The organism is Mesorhizobium sp. M4B.F.Ca.ET.089.01.1.1, from assembly GCF_004022605.1.
GTDB classification, from domain to species: domain Bacteria; phylum Pseudomonadota; class Alphaproteobacteria; order Rhizobiales; family Rhizobiaceae; genus Mesorhizobium; species Mesorhizobium abyssinicae.
Genome location: NZ_RZOS01000001.1, coordinates 1 through 19,150, shown reverse-complemented (window position 1 = coordinate 19,150; position 19,150 = coordinate 1). Strand labels below are relative to the sequence as shown.

The 19,150-nt window shown below is 58.3% G+C and carries 14 protein-coding genes and 6 pseudogenes; 10 read left to right on the top strand and 10 right to left on the bottom strand.

Features of this window, described 5'->3' with window-relative positions; all coding sequences use genetic code 11:
- Both EN780_RS00090 and EN780_RS40280 read left to right on the top strand, forming a co-directional pair.
- Positions 1-221: 4Fe-4S binding protein (locus EN780_RS00090; protein ID WP_128271523.1), on the top strand; the 221-nt coding region annotated here is incomplete at its 5' end.
- Positions 222-293: 72 nt separating this feature from the next.
- Positions 294-371 (top strand): annotated as a pseudogene (locus tag EN780_RS40280) (hypothetical protein); the annotation flags it as partial.
- A 36-nt stretch (positions 372-407) separates the two neighbouring features.
- On the opposite strand, the pseudogene EN780_RS00080 reads toward EN780_RS40280, so the two are convergent.
- Positions 408-1,080 (bottom strand): annotated as a pseudogene (locus tag EN780_RS00080) (transposase); the annotation flags it as partial.
- Positions 1,081-1,106: 26 nt separating this feature from the next.
- Between EN780_RS00080 and EN780_RS00075 the strand changes: the two are divergent.
- Positions 1,107-1,220: pseudogene (locus tag EN780_RS00075) on the top strand (aminocyclopropane-1-carboxylate deaminase/D-cysteine desulfhydrase family protein); the annotation flags it as partial.
- Between the two features lie 401 nt (positions 1,221-1,621).
- On the opposite strand, the gene EN780_RS00070 reads toward EN780_RS00075, so the two are convergent.
- Positions 1,622-2,350, bottom strand: coding sequence for an SDR family oxidoreductase (locus tag EN780_RS00070; protein WP_126080609.1), 729 nt, complete (start codon positions 2,348-2,350; stop codon positions 1,622-1,624).
- A 432-nt stretch (positions 2,351-2,782) separates the two neighbouring features.
- Positions 2,783-3,883, bottom strand: coding sequence for a redoxin domain-containing protein (locus EN780_RS00065; RefSeq protein WP_348526306.1), 1,101 nt, complete (start codon positions 3,881-3,883; stop codon positions 2,783-2,785).
- Here EN780_RS00065 and EN780_RS38575 point away from each other — a divergent pair.
- From EN780_RS38575 to EN780_RS38570, 3 genes and pseudogenes are all read left to right on the top strand, one after another.
- Positions 3,867-4,139, top strand: a complete 273-nt coding sequence (locus tag EN780_RS38575) for a hypothetical protein (protein ID WP_189353850.1) — start codon at positions 3,867-3,869, stop codon at positions 4,137-4,139. The two genes, EN780_RS00065 and EN780_RS38575, sit on opposite strands and share 17 nt — an antisense overlap.
- Before the next feature lie 195 nt (positions 4,140-4,334).
- Positions 4,335-4,777 (top strand): annotated as a pseudogene (locus tag EN780_RS00060) (transposase); the annotation flags it as partial.
- Positions 4,772-5,162: pseudogene (locus EN780_RS38570) on the top strand (ATP-binding protein); the annotation flags it as partial. The pseudogenes EN780_RS00060 and EN780_RS38570, both read left to right, overlap by 6 nt.
- A 169-nt stretch (positions 5,163-5,331) precedes the next feature.
- On the opposite strand, the gene EN780_RS00055 reads toward EN780_RS38570, so the two are convergent.
- The 6 genes from EN780_RS00055 to EN780_RS00030 all read right to left on the bottom strand — a co-directional run bounded on the left by EN780_RS00055 (position 5,332) and on the right by EN780_RS00030 (position 12,141).
- Positions 5,332-5,883, bottom strand: coding sequence for an SET domain-containing protein-lysine N-methyltransferase (locus EN780_RS00055; RefSeq protein WP_126080611.1), 552 nt, complete (start codon positions 5,881-5,883; stop codon positions 5,332-5,334).
- A 592-nt stretch (positions 5,884-6,475) separates the two neighbouring features.
- Entirely contained in the window at positions 6,476-7,471 is a 996-nt protein-coding gene (locus EN780_RS00050) for a 2-oxoglutarate and iron-dependent oxygenase domain-containing protein (protein WP_126080612.1), read from the bottom strand.
- 161 nt (positions 7,472-7,632) lie between these two features.
- Positions 7,633-8,340 (bottom strand): class I SAM-dependent methyltransferase, encoded by a 708-nt coding sequence (locus EN780_RS00045; RefSeq protein WP_126080613.1) that lies wholly within the window; start codon positions 8,338-8,340, stop codon positions 7,633-7,635.
- Positions 8,341-9,042: 702 nt separating this feature from the next.
- Positions 9,043-10,074 carry a GlxA family transcriptional regulator gene (locus EN780_RS00040; RefSeq protein ID WP_164762826.1) on the bottom strand — a complete coding sequence of 344 codons (1,032 nt, stop codon included), beginning with the start codon at positions 10,072-10,074 and terminating at the stop codon, positions 9,043-9,045.
- An 84-nt stretch (positions 10,075-10,158) separates the two neighbouring features.
- Entirely contained in the window at positions 10,159-10,851 is a 693-nt protein-coding gene (locus EN780_RS00035) for a B12-binding domain-containing protein (protein WP_126080615.1), read from the bottom strand.
- A gap of 381 nt (positions 10,852-11,232) precedes the next feature.
- Positions 11,233-12,141 carry a LysR substrate-binding domain-containing protein gene (locus EN780_RS00030; protein ID WP_126080616.1) on the bottom strand — a complete coding sequence of 303 codons (909 nt, stop codon included), beginning with the start codon at positions 12,139-12,141 and terminating at the stop codon, positions 11,233-11,235.
- Between the two features lie 240 nt (positions 12,142-12,381).
- Here EN780_RS00030 and EN780_RS00025 point away from each other — a divergent pair, with 240 nt between their 5' ends.
- The 4 genes from EN780_RS00025 to EN780_RS00005 all read left to right on the top strand — a co-directional run bounded on the left by EN780_RS00025 (position 12,382) and on the right by EN780_RS00005 (position 17,986).
- The gene (locus tag EN780_RS00025) at positions 12,382-13,626 is read left to right on the top strand and encodes an FAD-binding oxidoreductase (RefSeq protein ID WP_245459658.1); all 1,245 of its coding nucleotides are present in this window, start codon (positions 12,382-12,384) and stop codon (positions 13,624-13,626) included.
- A gap of 17 nt (positions 13,627-13,643) precedes the next feature.
- Positions 13,644-14,525, top strand: coding sequence for a dihydrodipicolinate synthase family protein (locus EN780_RS00020; protein WP_126080618.1), 882 nt, complete (start codon positions 13,644-13,646; stop codon positions 14,523-14,525).
- Positions 14,526-14,551: 26 nt separating this feature from the next.
- On the top strand, positions 14,552-15,166 hold the full coding sequence (locus EN780_RS00015; protein ID WP_126080619.1) for a short chain dehydrogenase: 615 nt from the start codon (positions 14,552-14,554) through the stop codon (positions 15,164-15,166).
- A gap of 369 nt (positions 15,167-15,535) precedes the next feature.
- Positions 15,536-17,986 (top strand): FAD-dependent oxidoreductase, encoded by a 2,451-nt coding sequence (locus EN780_RS00005; protein ID WP_126080621.1) that lies wholly within the window; start codon positions 15,536-15,538, stop codon positions 17,984-17,986.
- Between the two features lie 502 nt (positions 17,987-18,488).
- Here the strand turns inward: EN780_RS00005 and EN780_RS38565 are convergent.
- Positions 18,489-19,150: pseudogene (locus EN780_RS38565) on the bottom strand (hypothetical protein); the annotation flags it as partial.

The following is a 19,150-nucleotide window of genomic DNA, read 5'->3' as shown; positions in this document are numbered from 1 at the left end:
TCAAGGTCTGCTCGCGCGATGTGATGCATCTTCACGGCGTTGATGATGCGGGTGAAATCCTCGGCCCCTGCGATGACGAGGACGACGATTTCGACGGCAAGCTCAATCGCATGATCATGGTTGTCGAAGATGCCGGCCGCTGCATAGGCTGCGGAGCCTGCGGCCGCGTCTGCCCCAAGAACTGCCAGACGCATGTTGCGGCCGACCAGCTCGCAACATGATCTGGCGAAAACCAGGAGAACGGCGTTGCACTTCATCTTTTTGTCGGCTCGTGGGGCTGGTCCTGTGCAGCAATGCGTCGATGGTTTACTTCGCTTTGGATTCTCCGTGTGGCAGTCGTCACGACGCTGGCCTGTTCGCTGCTGCTTCAGGCCGGCTACTTCGGCCGCGTGCTCTTTCTGAGCTGGTCATGCGGCTTGGCGCAAAGCAAGCTTCTTGTGCTCGCGCAGGTCATCCATGTTGATGTAGCGGTTGGCCTCCATCCAGTTTTCGTTGGTTTCGACGGCCAGCGCCCTGACCAGGCGCAGGCAGCTTTCGGCGTTCGGGAAGATGCGCACGACATAGGTGCGCCGGCGGATTTCCTCGTTGAGGCGTTCCAGCATGTTGGTGGACTTCAGGTGCTTGTGGTGCTGGCGCGGCAGGCAAAAGAAGGTCAGCGTGCATTCGATGGTCTCCTCTCCCCAGCTCGTCAGTCGCGGATAGCGGCCCGACCATTTGGCAAGCCATGCGGCGAGATCGGCCTTGGCCTCGGCGAGATCGCGCGGTCGTAGAGCCAGCGCAACTCCTGCAGGCAATCATCGCCACGATTTCTCGGCAGGTGATCGAGCGCGTTCCTGAGGCACGTAGCAGCGCTGCCAGGCGGGCTTCGGGGATCACCCCGCCGATCGCCGCCACCAGGCTGGCATGATCGTCGGACACGACCAGTTCGACGCCCCTGAGCCCGCGCGCCTTCAGCGCGACGAGGAAATCCCTCCAGGCCGAGCGGCTTTCGCGATTAGCCATCTCGACGGCCAAGATCTGGCGCCGGCCGTCCCAATCGATGCCGACAGCGATCAGCACCGCCTGGCTCATGACGACGCCGCCCGACGCGATCGCGCCAGATGCCCGATACGCTCGTCACAACCGGTGGCGTGCAGTCCAACCATACGCGCATGGTCGCTGCGGTCGCCGCCAAGACCGGCATGAGATGCCTCCTGGTCCAGGAGAGCTGGGTCCCACATGGACATCCGCGCCTGGTTCAGCCCTAGCGGTGAAGGCATGGCAGCAAGCTCAGCGCCGCTAAACAACACATCGCCAAGGCATGCGAACATTGCATGCTCTCTCGCTCGAACACGCCGCGGCGGGGGCGCTCGTCTCCACGTAGAAGGACCAGATTTGCCATCGAGCCTTCTCCTGTTCACGGCAAATTTCACCCTAAATGCACCGCCGCCTCGGAGATTGGCCCCAGCAGATGTCCGTAGGCAATCATTCTCTGACGTTGCCGAGCGGCGGAACTGGGCGCCATATTCCTTTACCATCAGACGGACCCGGTTCTCGACGTCGCGGCTGATAGCGACAAGGCAGGTGCCAGCGGGAGGATGGCGTTCCAGCGGCCCGCCCCAGTTCGAAATACGACTAACCGTCACGGAAGACTTAACTTGGCAGTTCGGCCACCGTCTACGACAAAAATCTGGCCGGTGACGAATGCAGCTTCGTCGGAGGCAATCCATGCGACCATGGCGGCAACTTCCTCAACGCGGCCTGTTCGGCCCAACGGATGAATGGTACCAAGCCGTTCCAGTGCCTTCTCGGGCAAAGCGGCGACGAAATCGACATTGAGATCCGTATCGATCCAACCAGGCGCTACGCCATTGCAGCGCACCCCGTCTTGCCCGCCGTCCACCGCTACGGCGCGTGTAAGGCCATGCAGCCCAGCCTTCGAGGCACAATATGCCGCGTGCCCTGGGTTAGAGGCCAATCCCTCTATCGAGCCAACATTGACGATTGAGCCACGGCTTCTGCGAAGATGAGGCATGGCGCGACGGATCAGCAGGAAAGGAGCATCAAGATTCAGCGCCATTGTGCGTCGCCACTCGTCAAGCCCGGTATCATCTACCCTTGCTTCAACCATGCACCCAGCGTTGTTGACCAGGATATCGAGGCGGCCAGCCTGTCGAACGACATGGTCAATTACCATGTTCGGAACGCCGGGGTCGCAAAGGTCCGCGACTATCCCTTCTCTATGACCGGTCGCCTCGAGCTGAACCGCAAATACTCTGGCCCCGTCGCTGGCAAGTCTGTCGGCGATTGCCGCCCCAATGCCGCGGCTAGCCCCGGTCACTAAGGCGACCTTCCCCATAAAACGCTTCATTCGGCTGCCCTTTCGCCATTCACCGTTACAAGCATGCCGACGCGAGACGCACGCGCAGGCCGGTTTAATCCGGACACCTTCTCCCGCGTGGTCAAGGCCTACTCCACCCCGTCGGCGATGCGACCATTAAGCGGCCGCAAGATGAATAGGCGTCTCTGACTCCGAAGGCCCAACCTGATGGCCGTGCGCGACGCACGAGCCCGGTCCGGCGCCGCGATTCGTTGCTCTTAGTCGATTTGAACTGAAATGCGAGCATCTGCGCTGACGCTTCTTTCTTCGTTAGGTGCCCGGGCTTTGTCCCATACCACCATGATTTCATGGGTTTCAAAGGCATCCTCAGAACATGTTTAGTAACACCCTGTATATTGATGCCAATTCAGCTGCGATGGACCCATATGCCTGAACGAATTGGCCCGTAAGCCCTTCTTGCTATCAAACCCTTTTATGCTTTCTCCTCGGCCCGCCCTGCGATCGTGCCTTCAGGACATTGCTTTGCGGAGCCGCACAGAGGGCGCCGTAATAAACCTCCTCACCCTTGTAGTTGGCTAAGGCCTGCAGCAAGTTCGGTAGAAGGTGTTGTTTCAGCTCGTCCAGCATAGGGTCCGCACTGTCCAGCGATTTCAGTGCGAACTCGATTAGCTCAATCGCACGATCTTGGTTGCCGCTCTCGTGATAGTATCGAGCCACCGCCGGATAAGTCCGGAACTTGTGGCCGTCGCCTTGGAGTGGATTGCGTGCCAGGATATGCTCGGCCAACTCTTTGCCGAGCGCGAAGCGCTCATGAGACGGAAAGTGCGAGTGGTCGTGCGCCGGACCGAAAAGTTGGTCTAATGTTGCCAGCAGCCAATGCTCGGAGTTCCTTTCGATCGCGTCGCGAGCCAATTGGCGTATGACAGGCAACCCGGCCGGCATGTCTTGCATTCTGTGAAGCAATACATGCGCCTGAGCCAAGCGGAAGTTGATGTCGTCGGGCATCAAGGCGCTGCCCTCTTCGACTGCTGAGAGTGCCGTCTCCCAGTCCTCTTTTCTCACTGCGGCCCAAAATCTCCTATTAATTGACTTGGTCAACGCTTGTTCGCGCTCGGCGATCCGCTTCGAGTCGACTTTCGATGCGTCGCTGGTGCGCCAGCGGCCGTTGAGCACTCTCGCCAAGACCTCGTTAAGTCGAGTAGCGTGACCGATATAGGCGATACGACCGTCTGCATCGATTACAAACAAGATCGGAAATTCGCCAGAAAAGCTTGCTTCCATCCAACGCTTTTTCATTTGGCCCGTATGGTCGAACGCGATCGGAAAATTCAGGTTCGAGCACTTTTCGGTCAACCACGCGTCCAGCTTGACCCGCGCCTCAACCGTCGATAGCGCGCCTTCATGAGCCGCGACCACGATGACCTCGAGCCCACTGTGCTTGAACCTTTCCTGCATCTGCATCAGATGGTGCATCGCCGCCGCACATGGTTCACTCCCAGTTGCCCAAAATTCGACGACGTATACTTTGCCGGGCTGGAAATGTGCGATGGGCTCGCCGCGCACCCAAGTCTCCACATTGATCGAAGGAGCCGGCGACCCCATCTGCAAAACCATATTGCTCTCCAACGCCATCCCAAAGCTGCGCGGCTTTATGGCAAGCTGTTCCCTGAGAGACGGTGCACCGAGTCGACTGAAAGGAGGCCTCTATCGTCAGGCGGGCTTCGATGCAGTCAGCCGTCAATCAGTTTTGCCGCATTTCAACCAGCAAAGGCCGTGCCAGCGCGCTGAACGCCCGCTGACGGCATTAATTTACCTTTGAAAACATCCATGTGTAATGATGCGGACATTTTTGTCAGGTGTTTGTTTCGAATCCGCCATTTTGTCAGTTGCTGTCGGTCTGGGCGTTTAGAGTCCTCGCGCCAGACTGCGATGGGGCAGCAGCACCTGAATACAGACCTGCCACTGAGAATTTCCTCCATCTGAGACTAGAGTCAGGGTCCTTGATTACGGACTGATGAAGACAAAGCGATTTACGGAAGAGCAGATCATCGCGGTTATGCGCGAGCATGAAGAGGGTGCGAAGGCTGGCGATCTTGCCCGCAAGCACGGGATCTCCGAGGCGACGCTGTATAGCTGGAAGGCCAAGTATGGCGGGATGGACGTCTCCGACGCCAAGCGCCTGAGGCCTTGGAAGACGAGAACGCCAAGCTAAAGAAGCTGCTCGCCGACGCTCGAAGCCTCGGCAGTGCGCGAGCTTCTGTCGAAAAAAGTTAGGACCCGCCGCCAAGCGCGAATCCGTAGCGCATCTGCAGGCCGTCATGGGCCTATCGGAGCGTCGGGCCTGTCCTTCGTCGGCGCCGATCGCAAGATGATTGATACCAGTCTGGCCGACCGCCAGAGACACAGCTGCGTGGTCGGCTGCGCGACCTCACGCACGAGCGTCGACGCTTCGGTTACCTGCCCGTCGTCCACGGTGGCGGCAATCTGTTCTTCCAACTCGCAAACGCCCGCTACGAGAAGGGCGCAATGATTGTTACCTCAAATCGCGGCTTCGCCGAATGGGGCGAGGTCTTCGGCGACCCTCGTCGCAACCGCACTTCTCGATCGCCTGCTTCACCATGCGGTCGTCGTCCAGATCGAAGGATCGAGTTATCGGCTCCGCCAGCACGCCGAGCTCATGCCAGAACACTTGCGATCAAAAGCCTCCATCACATTGCCGACATTAAATTCACCATCGCGACCGCGCGGCCGGCCACCGAAAAATGGACACCCCCACCGGGACAGCCTGAGCGGCGAAACTGGGGAATTTTACTTCGGCACTTTTGGGGACGAGTGGCATTGACAGGTGACGCGCAGGGGATTGCACAGATTGTGCGCACACGTTGGTTCAAGGCAGTTCATCTGAAGTCCGCTACTGGCCAGAGGCCGCGCACGCTCACCGCGGCGCGCAACACTGTCAGGGCGGCACTGCCAACGAGCAGGTCATCCGACGCATGTTGCGTTCCCTGGGGCTAAGCAACCCTATCTCTCTCTTGGAAGGTGCCTTGGGTTTTCTTGAGGTACGGTGCGTAAAAACCCGATACGAGCAGAGGATGATCGCGAGGCAATGTGGAGAAGCCTCCGGCTGAGCCTCGGCAATTTCTAGACGAACAAAGACATACCGATACCCCAATGCACTCGAATTCCGATGTAGCGTAGTTCCACGTCACTTCGGCGCCAGAAGAGATATGCTGAATGGCGACGAAGTCGTAGGCCCCGAAGCGATTGGGCACAATCGCTAAGTTTGGATCACAACAATGATTCACAATGACAGCCGGCTTATGAAAGAGAGCATGGACATTCCAGTCCAGTTGAAAGGAGTTTGTCGTTCGAACCGTTTCCATACGGTCAATTAGCCCGATGACGACAATTTCCCCCGGCAGGAAGTCGCGAGCAGCGAATACCCCGCGCCCCCTTTCTCCTCCCGTGCTGAGGATTTTTACGTTGCGGGCATTGAGCTGCTTTGCGCACGCGACGTCATCCGTCAAAATAGACAGATCTTGGTTTATGTGAGTATCAGACATACTGTTTCTTTCGCCTGCTCGATTGAGGGATGAGTACTTTTCGCCAGAGGTCGCTTGGAATTTCGCTGTTTTCGGAACGTCCTCCTAAAATCCCGATGGTTCCAAGTAATTTACGAAGTTGGGGGCTTGTCCATGTTTTGCGCCTTAGGTCCCAGTCAGCGGCGCCTACTGTCTCTCCCAGGAAACACTCAAAAATCGTGCCGATTCACCCGCCCGGCAGCCGAGGATTTTGATTTCTCTCGGCTATTTGACTGAGGCTAACGAAGAGATTGCCTATCACGCGTGTGTAGCGAATCCGACAGACCAGCAGGCGAAGTGGTGACAACGCGTCTGCAAGCGAGCAGTTTATCCTGCTGCGGATGGTGCGCGTGACACGCCAGCCGGGGGTCCAGGTCTCGAAAGCGTTAGCATACCGCAGGAAGTGGCTGCAAAACCCCTGTTGCCGCCAGATGCCGCGCACATTGAGTTTCAAAGGCGCGGTCAAGGGACTAATGCGTGACAATACTGTCCCACCTATGGCGTTTTCTGAGTTCGACTGGGCCGCTTCGACCCCGCAGTGTATTGTCACGCGAGTAGGCGGCGGCCCGCTCTCTCATGCTTTGGCCAAATGAGCATAACTTGCTGCGAAACGCCCGAGTTTGTGTTCGCCGCAAGTCACCGGCCGGTAGCGCAGAGGGTTGCTGTCAGTGACACATGAGGCCAATGGCTCAATGATCGCATCGAAATCAGCATCGATAAAGAAGGGGATTGAGTATCGCTCACGCCCTGAGCTATTCACTACGCGATGTAGGTTGGCCAGATAGACACCGTTGGTGAGCCGCTGAAGCAGGTCCCCGACGTTGATTATGAAAGTACCGTGGATCGGCGTGCCTTGTACCCAATCGCCGTCTCGGTTCATGACCTGAAGACCGCCGACGTCGTCCTGTGCAAGGATGGTCAAATTGCCGTAGTCGGTGTGGGCGCCGATTCCGATCATGTCTTCGCTGATATAACCACTCTGCGGCGGGTAGTGAAGCAGCCGCTGAATGCTGATCGGGTTCCGCATGAGGTCCTCGAAATAGCTTTCCGCCAGGTCCAGACTGAGCGCAATTCCCTGCAAAAGTTTTTTCGATAGGCCCACCATCTCTTGATGGTATCTGTATGTCAGCTCCCGAAACTCGGGCCAACCTGAGGGCCACTGGTTAGGACCAAAAAAGGGACCTTCTAAGGTCGAACGTTCAGGTCCGAAGTCGAAGCACTCCTTGAGGTCTTTGGTCTTGCCCGGATCGGTGTTCTCGCCGAACAGCTCAATGTAACCGCGAAAGGCCGAATCGGAATTGCCAATATGCAGTGACGACTTCTGCGACAATGGCAAATTAAAAAACCTGCGGCTCACATCAAACACCGATTGTATGAAATCCTGCGGGACTCCGTGGTTCTTCACATACATGAATCCAGTATTGGAAAGCGCCCACCGTATCTCCCTGGCCACCACCTGTTTGTTCGTACCGTTGAGGAGCGGTCCGATGTCGACCACCGGTATTTTGTCAAAGCTTTCGCGTTTTGCGCGCAGCTTATCGTCTAGTCTGGCTACTAAACCTTTGGACATTAGTACACCTTTGTTTTGCCGATTGAAGCCGACGCATAGCTGCCGGCCATTTGGATTTATCGTGACGCGAAGTAGTACTGAAACGCGCCACCGTGCTGGAAATACCCCTACTCGTCTTTAGGTCATCCACAACAGGGTTTCGCTCCCGAGGCAGAGCATGATCACAACCCCTGTCGCTCTGCCGCGCTGACCTTCTCGGGCACTTGAAAGACCCAATAGTCCGCACGCTCCTCGGCCACGTATCTGCCGTTGCTTAGACACTGCGCCAGTAAAAGAACGCCCTCATCCTGCAGACGCCGCGCTTCGTCCTCGAAGAATGCGGCCTCGGCGTAGCTCTTGCGGATGCTTGTGATGATGAATCCTTTCGGGCGCGTGACGCGAGCCAGCTCGCGCAGCCCGTCTGGTCTAACGTGCCCAAGTGTAAAGACACCGCAGCAAACCGTGATATCATAGCCCGCGTCGGCGTACTCAGAGAGTACTCCGTTAAGGTCGACACAGTCTTGGACATGACGGTAGACTCGGGTTTGCCGCGCCTTTTCGGCCATCTCTTTGGAAAGATCGAACCCATCGATCAGCCCGAAGCCGAGGCGTTCCAGTTGCACGCCGACAAGGCCTGTTCCGCAGCCAGCATCCAGGATTGTGATGGCAGTTCGCTCGCTGCTCAAATAGGCTGCCTGCACGGTGCCCGCTAGTTCCGCCACGATCATCGGGCCGTAGTACCCCTCGGAGCCAACATCCACATCGTAGGCCCCAGCCCATCCCCGATAGAATTGGGTTAGGCGATCGGCGTCGCCCTCGAGTACGAGGGCGTCCCTGATGCGCTGTCGTGCGACTTGTTCCAGTGTCGTCTGCTGATCGACGGTATTCATGGCAACTCCTCTGATAGGCATAATCGGAAGCGGCTATTCGGCTCCTGATGCCAACTCTCAAATGTGAGAATCAAAGCTCGTGCCAATTGGCCAAAAGCCCGAAGAAAAGCAATTTTGATGAATTCTGCTATCAGGCTGAGGCACAACAACACAACATTGCTCCAACGAAGCCTGTCCGCAAACAACAAAGCCGACAAAGTGTCGGGTTGTGAACTTGCGACCCAGCGTACAGCACTGCCCGCGAACTCATGAAAATCCCGCGCGCCTCCTACGTTGTCAGCTCTATCAATTCCAGTGGCCTGCTATGTGGTGGGTCCGGAATGAGCTGGTACGGGTTGATCAGCCCGGTGCTCGATTGCCATTGGCAATGCAGATGCGGTCGAAGATTTGCGGCCGAAGGAGGCGTCCGCTGGGACTATCGCCGTTTTGGGGCAGGTCAGGATTGCCCTGGCGCTGGAGTCAGTGATGAGGCGCTAAGCTGGGCTTTGGATGGTGTCCTCTCGGACAGCCCAGGACGTCATCCAGCGGCAGACGACGATGGCTTCTTCGGTCGACGTCAGGCACGGTGCTCTTCGACGCCTCGGCTCCCATCGGAGCATCGGCCCGATCGCGTTGAGCGCGAAAGCCAGGCTGCCGAGGTGCTTGCCAATTGATGGCACGTGGGTTTTGCGGGGCTCGTAAGGGGGCGTCACCGAGTATGGGTCAGCCGCGACAGGTACTGGGGTTGGCGCCGAAGGCTTCGCGGAAGCACTTCGAAAAATGTGAGGCCGACACGAAACCACAGGCGACCGCGATCTCAATAATCGGCAACTCTGTTTGTGCAATGAGACGCTTCGCGCGGCTAAGTCTCAAATGCAGGTAAAAGCGCATGGGAGACAACGAAACCGATCGCTGGAAGAGCCGTTCAATCTGACGCTGTGAGCGGCCGACACATCTTGCGATGTCGCGTAAGGGCAGCGGGTCCTCAATATGCTCCTCCATAATGCGAATCACTTCGGCGACCGGCTTGCAGATGCCGGCTTCGCCGCCATTCATGGTCCATTGTCTATCAGAGGCAGGGCGCCAATACCCGGCAGTCGTATGTCGGCAGACGGTCAACGCAATGTCTCTGCCGAGGCGTTCGCTGATCAGCTCCATAACGAGGTCGAACGACGCAAATTCTCCTGCGCAAGTGAGGAGGTGACTATCACGAACGAATAGCCGGTCAGTGACCTGAAGCCGGCCAAATTTTTCAGAGAAAGCGGCTCTCTTGTCCCAATGGATTGTGCACGCGGTGCCGTCCAGCAACCCGCTGTCCGCCAACAGCCATGTCGCCGTACCCAACGCTGTGATTGGAACACCATGCCGCTTGCAAAGCCGAAGAATCTTGCTGAGAGCAGCAGACGTCTGCCTTTCGACCCGTTCGCCTGCACAGACAATGACCATGTTCGTACCTTTGCCAGCCGGAACGCATTCGCCGGTGCTAGCGAAGTCGCTGCCGACCGACAGGACGAACCCGCTGGCGCATTCAACCGGCTGGCCATCCAGGCTTGCAATCGTCCACTCGAAGAATGATCGACCGGACACAGAATTCGCGATGCGAAGGGGATCTACAAATGACGAAAGGCTGAGTAGCGAAAATCCGGGAAGTGCCAGGATAACCAGTCGGTATACGTCCTGCGTGTCGATCACCTGCCGGCTGGGGTTCCATCCCACGATCCGCGAATGATCTCCTGTTGAAAATGGCGCATTCATAAGGTCATACATCCTGGTTGATGGTGATCAACATCGAGCGGCCGCAAACGACACCGGCGCCTTCAGGGTTGGCACCGCAGCCATTCAACTACGGGTGTTATGCTTGCGCTTCATGAAGTCCTTGGCGGTCTCGACAGCCACCGCCGCGTCGCGGCAATAGGCATCGGCGCCGACGGCCTTGCCGAATTCCTCGTTCAGCGGCGCACCGCCGACCAGCACGACATAGTCGTCGCGAATGCCCTTTTCCTTCATCGTGTCGATGACGACCTTCATGTAGGGCATGGTGGTGGTCAGCAGCGCCGACATGCCGACAATATCAGGTTTATGCTCTTCAATCGCCGCCATATACTTCTCGACCGCATTGTTGATGCCGAGGTCGATGACGTCGAAGCCGGCGCCTTCCATCATCATGCCGACGAGGTTCTTGCCAATGTCGTGGATGTCGCCCTTGACGGTGCCGATCACCATCTTGCCCTGCTTTGGCGCGCCGGTGGCGATAAGCAGCGGGCGCAGGATGAACATGCCGGCCTTCATCGCATTGGCCGACAGCAGCACTTCCGGAACAAACAGGATACCGTCGCGAAAATCCTCGCCGACGATGCGCATGCCTTCGACCAGCGCCTCGGTGAGCACCTTGTAGGGCGCCCATCCGCGCTCCAGCAGGATGGCCGTGCCTTCCTCAATTTCTTCCTTCAGCCCGTCATAAAGGTCGTCGTGCATCTGCTGCACGAGTTCCTCGTCGGACAGCTCGGAAAGGATGATCTCTTCGTCAGCCATGTTGGTTCACCTGATGCTCAATTCAAAGGAGGTCGGCGCCCCATCTCGATGGGGCACCGATCAGGCTTCCGGTTCGAAGCCTTGGGAGTTGATTTTCAGGCTGCCAGCCACTATTCCCGCAGGTGAATCTGGGAACCGGAAGACTGGCCTGTGCGGCGCCGGATTGCGGGAATATCAGTGTCCATCATCGCGTCACCCTCAGCGGAATGACCCGCATCCCGCGTCAAACATCAGTGGCCCGGCCGTCCAATAGGGGCGGACCCTAGCTTAATCTCGCGCTGATGATAGGCGCCGGCAATTGTCCTGAGAATGCGCAAAAGCTTTCGCTTGTCTTAAATCCAGTTTATATCCAGAGGCGGATAGGGTGAGGGGCAATTCAGGTCACGGGCGGAGTTCTTCAGACTGGACGAGAAACCAGTCAACCAAAATCTTGCATCTCTTGTTCTTGCTGGCATCCTCGCTGGCCAACAGAAAGAAGGCCCTGTCGGTCTGGATTTGGGTTGGCAATGGCTTGACCAGGAGGCGGTTGTCGAGCAACTGCTGGGCGGTAAGGGACCACCCCAATGCTATTCCTTCACCAGCCAGAGCCGCTTGAAGCGTTAGCTGGTAGTCATTGAACACGATATTGGGCTTGATGTCGCTGGCATCGCCGCCTGCCAACTCGACCCATTCGGGCCAATCCAGGCGCTTGCGAAAAGCATCGGACGAATGAATCAGTTGATGGTGGATCAGATCTTCGACGGCTTGGGGAGCGGGGTGCGACAGAAGATATGCCGGTGAGCAGACGGGAAAGATGATCTCGTCGCAAACGAACCAGCTGTTGGCCCTTTCAAAATTCCGGGGCCGCACCCAAACCGTCACGTCGATCTCATGATCTGGCTCGACATCGCGGTCGGTGGCGACCACCTTGATCCTGACGTCCGGATGCTCTTCCTGGAAATGATAGAGTTGAGGCGCGAGCCAATGTGCCGCCAGAGATGTCGAAGCTGCGAAAGTTATGTACTTCGTTCCGCGATCAGTGATGGTCTCAAGCCGCTGTTCCAGACGGCGGAAGCTGTTGCGCACCTCATCGTAGAGCTGCCTGCCGGGCTCGGTCAGCTGCACTCCCCGATTGTCTCGGACAAAGAGTGCCGTCCCGCAATGCTTTTCGAACATTTTGATCGAATGCGAGATACTTGGCTGCGTCACGTTGAGTTCGCTGGCCGCGTTCTTGAAACTCAGCGTTCGGGCCGCCGCTTCGAAGACGAAAAGCGAATGCGTCGATGGGACAAGATTGCGAAGCTTGGACATGAAGCAGGTCTATATCAGACCGCATATTTTCCGTCTACGAGACGAACGACACATCGTTTATTCGAAACAGGAACAAGCCAGAGCGAGCGGTGCACTACCCACCGGCCGCCTTCACCGAGCGAGTTGGCAGTGAACTCTTTGAATCAAACAAAGACAAGAGAGCGTATTGTCGTCCAAGCACCGCATCCGGAGCCAACAGTCTCAGGGTGGTACCGCACGTCGGGACCGGAGCTACCCTTAGTGCCGCAGCAAGGCGATGTCACATGCGATTGCCTGGTCATTGGCGGCGGCTGGATGGGGCTTCACGCGGCCCGCCGATTTGCCGAACTCAACCCCCAGTCTTCGGTAATCCTCGTCGACGCCGGACGTATCGGGGACAATGCATCGGGGCGGTGCATGGGCTTCGTCATCGATCTCGCGCACAATCCCCGAAAACGCGACTTCGTTGAAGACATTAGGGGAAACAAGGAAGAGCTGTACGTCAACCTTGAGGGCATCGCCTACATTCGAACCGCCGTCGAGGAGCATGGGGTAGACTGTGATTGGGACCCGCAGGGGAAATACCACAGCGCGGCCACGTCTCACGGCGTTGCCGATCTACACCGCTTTTCGGAGGCGCTCGATAAGCTTGGACAGAAGTACAGCTGGGTTGAAGCCCCTGAAATTCAGTCGATCACCGGCAGTAAGCACTACGTCAAAGCTTTGCATCACCCTGGCACGATTCTGGTCCAGCCTGCGAAGTATCTCAAGAACGCCGTAAACAGCCTCCCCGAGAACGTTACCATCCATGAAAACACCGCCATTGTGGCGGTCCAGTTCGGTGCGCCGAAGCACATCTGCGAGACGCCTGCTGGAACAATCAGGGCTTCGAAGGTCATCATCTGCGCATCGGGTTATCTGACGAGATTTGGCTTCTTCGAAAACCGAGCCATACCACTCTACACGTTCGCGAGCATGACCAGACAGCTCACTGAGAGCGAGCTTTCCAACGTGGGCAACAAGCGAACATATGGGCTTATTCCGGCCGATAGCTTTGGGACGACGGTGCGACGTACTATAGACAACCGTCTTTTCCTTAGAAACGTTTACTCGTATGCGACTAATTTCAAAACAACCAAACAAGATGTCCTTAGGGCGCGGACCCAGCAGCAGGTAGCATTTGACCGCCGATGGCCCGGGCTTTCGTCAATCGGCTTTGAGGCCAGCTGGGGTGGTCTGCTTACGCTCGCGCAAAATGGCGGCATGGTCTTCGGCGAGTTGGCGCACGACGTCTATGGTGCCGCCTTCTGTAATGGAACCGGCGTCGCTCGAGGGGCTGCCTTTGGCAAGGCTGTCGCCGAACTGGCCACGGGGCAATCTTCGGCTGTGATCGATATCCTGAAGACGCGGGCCGCTCCGAGCAGGACTTATCCGAGACTTGTCACATCAATGGGCGTCCGGTTCGTGACCGCTCTTCGTTTCAGGCAGGCAGGCGCGGAAGTCTAGCAATAAGAGGAACGGCAATGGCGGACCTGAAGGGCATCAATCTTGCAATGCAGACACCGTTCGAACCTACCGGTGCGATCGATTACGGCCTCTTCGAAGAGTTGATCGAAAAATACGTATCGGCGGGAGTTCACGGCTTGGTTCTTGGGGCAGGTACAGGCCAGCACCCTTACCTGACCGAGTCCGAATGCAATCGGCTCTACGAGCTCGGGGCGAAGCGCATCGCAGGACGCTGCAACGTTGTCTGCCAGACCTCGGCCCTGAATATGGACGAAGTCATACGGCGGTCACAGCAAGCTGAATCGGTCGGCGCGGACGCGCTGATGATTTTGCCGCCGTATCTCGAAGGTCCGTCAGACGAGGATGGAATTTTCAATTTCTACAGGGAAATCGACGCGGCGGTTGGCGTGGATATTGTGGGCTACAACATCCCGCAGGCTACCGGGATCGCGGTTTCGCCACGCCTTTTTGATCGACTGAGCGGTCTCAAGCATTTCAATTACATCAAAGATAGTGCCGGCGACTTCACCGTGCATCAGGAGTATCTGCAGACGGGAGGCAAGGTGCTAAATGGTTGCGATACAACAACCCTCTATGCGCTGATGGCAGGCGCGCGCGGTGTTATCTGGGGCGCAGCAAACTACATGCCTCTTGAGGCTGTCGAATTGTACAACCTTGTGGCAGCGAAGGATTTGGAGAGGGCTCTGGCACTTTGGCAGCGGATGCTGCCCTCGTTGCTTTTTATCTGGCGGGCACCATATACGCCTTCTGTTCTGAGAGCCGCGCAACTGCGCGGCCTCGGAACCGGGAATGTCCGCAAGCCATTGGCAAAACTCTCGGCGGACCAGGACATGGCGCTTCGCGCCGCACTTGCCCCGCTGTTTGAGGTCGCCTCCTAGCCGTCAGGATATCCAGGGGAGTCCCTATGCGAATTGTCCTGGTTGGTTCGACTGGGATTGTCGGGTCGGCCGTAGCGGCCGAACTTGGCAAGCGGCACAACATTATAGGAGTCGGGCGAACTAGCGGCTTATTCAACGTCGACATCGCCGAGCCGAACTCTATCGACCAATTATTCGACAAGATCGGTGCATTTGACGCGTTGATCTGCACAGCAGGGGCCGTGCACTACGCCCCGCTGAACCAATTCACGAATGAACAGTTCGAAATCGGGCTGCGCAGTAAGTTGATGGGGCAGGTCAATCTCGTAGCGAAGGGTCTCAAGCGTATCCGCGACCACGGATCATTTACCTTGACCTCGGGTCTAACCAACGAAGATCCCATCCGGCAGGGAAGCTCGTCCGCCCTGGTCAATGGCGCGTTAGACGGTTTTGTACGCAGCGCGGCAATCGAGCTTGGGCGGGGGCTGCGGATCAATCTGGTCAGTCCGACTCTCGTACAGGAGTCGGTTCAGCTCTACGGCGACTTCTTTCCTGGCACCGCGGCGGTGCCGGCGAGCGAGGTGGCGCTCGGCTACGTCAAGAGCGCAGAGGGCAGTCAAACGGGTCGAGTTTATCGCATGGGTTGGGTCAGAGACGCCTAATCTGACCAACAATGAACGTCGCGCTAACGGAGGACAAGCATGCCCAGGCAACTCTGCATCGGAGGTAGGTGGGAACTCGGTGGTAGAGCGGCCCAATTTCGATGTGACAAACCCTGCGCATCGTTCTGCGGAGGGGGCATCAACTTGTGGATGTCGCTCCATGAATAGGCAGCGGGTGGTCGGCTTAGAAAATGCCCATCAAGGCGCACTATCGTCGTTGCAGGCGACAGGTGAATGTGACGCAGGGCGCCACTTCACCCCCGTGCCAGAAGGCCATATCCGCATCAGCCTCTGCCAGCCCGAACCTATGCTGCAAGAAGCAGCGCTCCGGCTGCGCCGTTTCGCTTCCAGCTACCGCCGCGAGGCCGCATGACCGCCAAAGCCATTCCCGCCAAAGCAAGAGCGGTCATCATCGGTGGCGGCGTTTCCGGCTGCTCCGTCGCCTATCACCTGGCCAAACTCGGCTGGACCGACATCGTGCTTCTGGAGCGCAAGCAGCTGACGTCAGGCACGACATGGCATGCCGCCGGCCTGATCGGCCAGTTGCGCGGCTCGCAGAACATGACCCGGCTGGCGAAATATTCCGCCGACCTCTACGTCAAGCTGGAAGCCGAGACCGAGGTCGGCACCGGCATGCGCCAGGTCGGTTCGATCACCGTGGCGCTGACCGAGGAGCGCAAGCACGAGATCTACAGGCAAGCATCGCTGGCGCGTGCCTTCGATGTCGATGTCCGCGAGATTTCTCCCAATGAAGTCAAGCAGATGTATCCGCATCTGAATGTCTCGGACGTCGTCGGCGCCGTGCATCTGCCGCTCGACGGCCAGTGCGACCCCGCAAACATCGCCATGGCGCTGGCCAAGGGCGCGCGCCAGCGCGGCGCCACCATCGTCGAGAACGTAAAGGTCACCAAGGTCCATACCAGGGCCGGCCGCGTCACCGGCGTGTCCTGGGCGCAAGGCGAAGAGCAAGGCACGATCGAGGCCGACATCGTCGTCAATTGCGCCGGCATGTGGGCGCGCGAACTGGGAGCGCAGAACGGCGTCACCATCCCGCTACACGCCTGCGAGCATTTTTATCTCGTCACCGAGCCGATCCCCGGCCTCACCCGTCTGCCGGTGCTGCGGGTGCCGGACGAGTGCGCCTACTACAAGGAAGACGCCGGCAAGATGATGCTGGGCGCCTTCGAGCCGGTGGCCAAGCCGTGGGGCATGGACGGCATAAGCGAGGATTTCTGCTTCGACCAACTGCCTGAGGACATGGAGCATTTCGAGCCGATCCTCGAAATGGGCGTCAACCGCATGCCGATGCTGGCGACCGCCGGCATCCACACCTTCTTCAACGGTCCGGAGAGTTTTACGCCCGATGACCGCTACTATCTCGGTGAGGCGCCGGAGCTGTCCGGCTACTGGATGGCGACCGGCTACAATTCGATCGGCATCGTCTCCTCCGGCGGCGCCGGCATGGCGCTGGCGCAGTGGATCAATGACGGCGAAGCGCCCTTCGACCTGTGGGAGGTCGACATCCGCCGCGCCCAGCCATTCCAGAAGAACCGACGCTATCTCAAGGAGCGCGTCTCCGAGACGCTCGGCCTGCTCTATGCCGACCATTTCCCCTATCGGCAGATGGCGACCTCGAGGAATGTCCGCCGCTCGCCCCTGCATGAGCATCTGAAGGCGCGCGGCGCGGTGTTCGGCGAAGTCGCCGGCTGGGAGCGCGCCAACTGGTTCGCACGCGAGGGCCAGGAGCGCGAATACCGCTATTCCTGGAAGCGGCAGAACTGGTTCGACAACCAGCGCGAGGAACACCTCGCGGTCCGAAACAAGGTCGGCCTGTTCGACATGACCTCGTTCGGCAAGATCCGTGTCGAAGGCCGCGACGCCTGTGCCTTCCTCCAGAAGCTCTGCGCCAACGACATGGACGTCGCGCCGGGCAAGATCGTCTACACCCAGATGCTCAACCAACGCGGCGGCATCGAGAGCGACCTGACGGTCTCGCGCCTGTCGGAGACGGCGTTCTTCCTCGTCGTCCCAGGCGCCACGCTGCAGCGTGACCTCGCCTGGCTGCGCCGCCATGTCGGCGGGCAGTTCGTTGTCGTCACCGACGTAACGGCGGCCGAAAGCGTGCTCTGTCTCATGGGTCCGGATGCGCGAAAGCTGATCCAGAAGGTCAGCCCGAACGATTTCTCCAATGAGAAAAATCCGTTCGGCACATTCCAGGAGATCGAGATCGGCATGGGCCTGGCCCGCGCCCACCGCGTCACCTATGTCGGCGAGCTCGGCTGGGAACTCTATGTCTCGACCGACCAGGCAGCACACGTTTTCGAAGCGATCGACGAGGCCGGTGCCGATGTCGGCCTGAAACTCTGCGGCCTGCACACGCTGGATTCCTGCCGCATCGAAAAGGCTTTCCGGCATTTCGGCCACGACATCACCGACGAGGACAATGTGCTGGAGGCCGGCCTCGGCTTCGCGGTGAAGACCGCCAAGGGCGACTTCATCGGCCGCGATGCCGTGCTGCGCAAAAAGGAAGCCGGCCTGTCACGCCGGCTCGTCCAGTTCCGGCTTAAGGATCCAGAGCCCCTGCTCTTCCATAACGAGGCGATCCTGCGCGACGGCAAGATCGTCGGTCCGATCACATCAGGCAATTACGGCCATCACCTCGGCGGCGCGGTAGGGCTGGGTTATGTGCCATGCCGGGGCGAGAGCGAGGCCGATGTGCTGGCTTCATCCTACGAGATCGAAATCGCCGGCGAACGCTTCGCGGCGGAAGCATCGTTGAAGCCGATGTACGATCCGAAGGCTGAAAAAGTGCGGGCCTGAGTTACAAACACCTATAGGAATGAGTGGATAGCTGCGCAACGCGTCTTCGCAAGGGATGCAGCTTCGATACGTAACGCGAGCAATTATACGTCAAGCGTCTAGGTGTCCGTATCCCCAATGCCGTCTCTTGTTGGGAGACCTTGAAAGTAGTGATGCTGGCCAAGGCCCGAGAGATATCAGCCCTAACCGCGGTGGAGCGGCTCAAGGCCTTGTAGGCAGACGTCCTCAGTACCGGTCCCTACGATCGACCACAGCCGTGGGTGGGTGGCAAGTCTTCAATAGGACCAATTTAAATGTGTCAGATCGGCGGTGGTAAAATGGGCGTGCGGATTTAAAGCCCGTTGCGTCCACCGCGCGTGGATCGCCCGGGCGGAACGTAAGTCATCGCCGCGAAAGGGCGACGGCGGGGTCCTTCACGAAAGTAGTTTCAGACTGTTCAGCATGCAGGGCGCCGGGGCACTGCGCGAGCACTTCTACTAAGCACGGGACAAGGTCGGTTCGCTCATTTCTTGCCTTCGTCGCTGTGAGCAGAGAGCGCAGCTGTGTCCATATCGATTGATCTTCCAGAGCTTGTTGGGCGGATTGAGGGGGCAGAGCTGCCCCCGTACTGGCAAATTTTTCCCGATTTCAAACCACTCACGGCCTTGGGGCTCGATATCACGCCTTGAATTCCTGAAAACAGGGCGCGCCGGGTGACGACGCCCGCCGGCTCGCTGCCGTCATAGACTGCGATCAGATCGCCGCCATCCGCAGCGGTGCTGATCACAGCGGAGAGCTTGTCAGTGGTTTGCACGCGGGGGAGCGCTTGGAATTTCTTTTCAGAAAGCGTCGCTATGCTGTCCCGCGGCTGCATGATCTTCCTGGCAGTGACGAGATTGAGCAGCGAAATGCCTGAGACGAAATCAGCGACATAGCGGTCCTTGGGCGCGGTTACGATGTCTTCCGGCGTTCCCACTTGAACGAACTTACCATCCTTCATGATCGCAATACGATCGCCCAGGCGAATGGCTTCGTCGAGGTCGTGTGTGATAAACACCGTTGTTTTCTGGACGACCTTCGCGAGGTCTAGGAACTGCTGTTGGAGTTGGCGGCGGATCAACGGGTCGAGCGCTGAGAACGGCTCGTCCAGTAACAGGATCTGCGGGTCTGCCGCCATGGCACGGG

Coding starts and splice junctions, on each gene's coding strand:
- EN780_RS00070 (WP_126080609.1), bottom strand. CDS start 2,350: ATGAAGCGTTTTATGGGGAAGGTCGCCTTAGTGACCGGGGCTAGCCGC.
- EN780_RS38575 (WP_189353850.1), top strand. CDS start 3,867: ATGGGCTCGCCGCGCACCCAAGTCTCCACATTGATCGAAGGAGCCGGC.
- EN780_RS00055 (WP_126080611.1), bottom strand. CDS start 5,883: ATGTCTGATACTCACATAAACCAAGATCTGTCTATTTTGACGGATGAC.
- EN780_RS00050 (WP_126080612.1), bottom strand. CDS start 7,471: ATGTCCAAAGGTTTAGTAGCCAGACTAGACGATAAGCTGCGCGCAAAA.
- EN780_RS00045 (WP_126080613.1), bottom strand. CDS start 8,340: ATGAATACCGTCGATCAGCAGACGACACTGGAACAAGTCGCACGACAG.
- EN780_RS00040 (WP_164762826.1), bottom strand. CDS start 10,074: ATGAATGCGCCATTTTCAACAGGAGATCATTCGCGGATCGTGGGATGG.
- EN780_RS00035 (WP_126080615.1), bottom strand. CDS start 10,851: ATGGCTGACGAAGAGATCATCCTTTCCGAGCTGTCCGACGAGGAACTC.
- EN780_RS00030 (WP_126080616.1), bottom strand. CDS start 12,141: ATGTCCAAGCTTCGCAATCTTGTCCCATCGACGCATTCGCTTTTCGTC.
- EN780_RS00020 (WP_126080618.1), top strand. CDS start 13,644: ATGGCGGACCTGAAGGGCATCAATCTTGCAATGCAGACACCGTTCGAA.
- EN780_RS00015 (WP_126080619.1), top strand. CDS start 14,552: ATGCGAATTGTCCTGGTTGGTTCGACTGGGATTGTCGGGTCGGCCGTA.
- EN780_RS00005 (WP_126080621.1), top strand. CDS start 15,536: ATGACCGCCAAAGCCATTCCCGCCAAAGCAAGAGCGGTCATCATCGGT.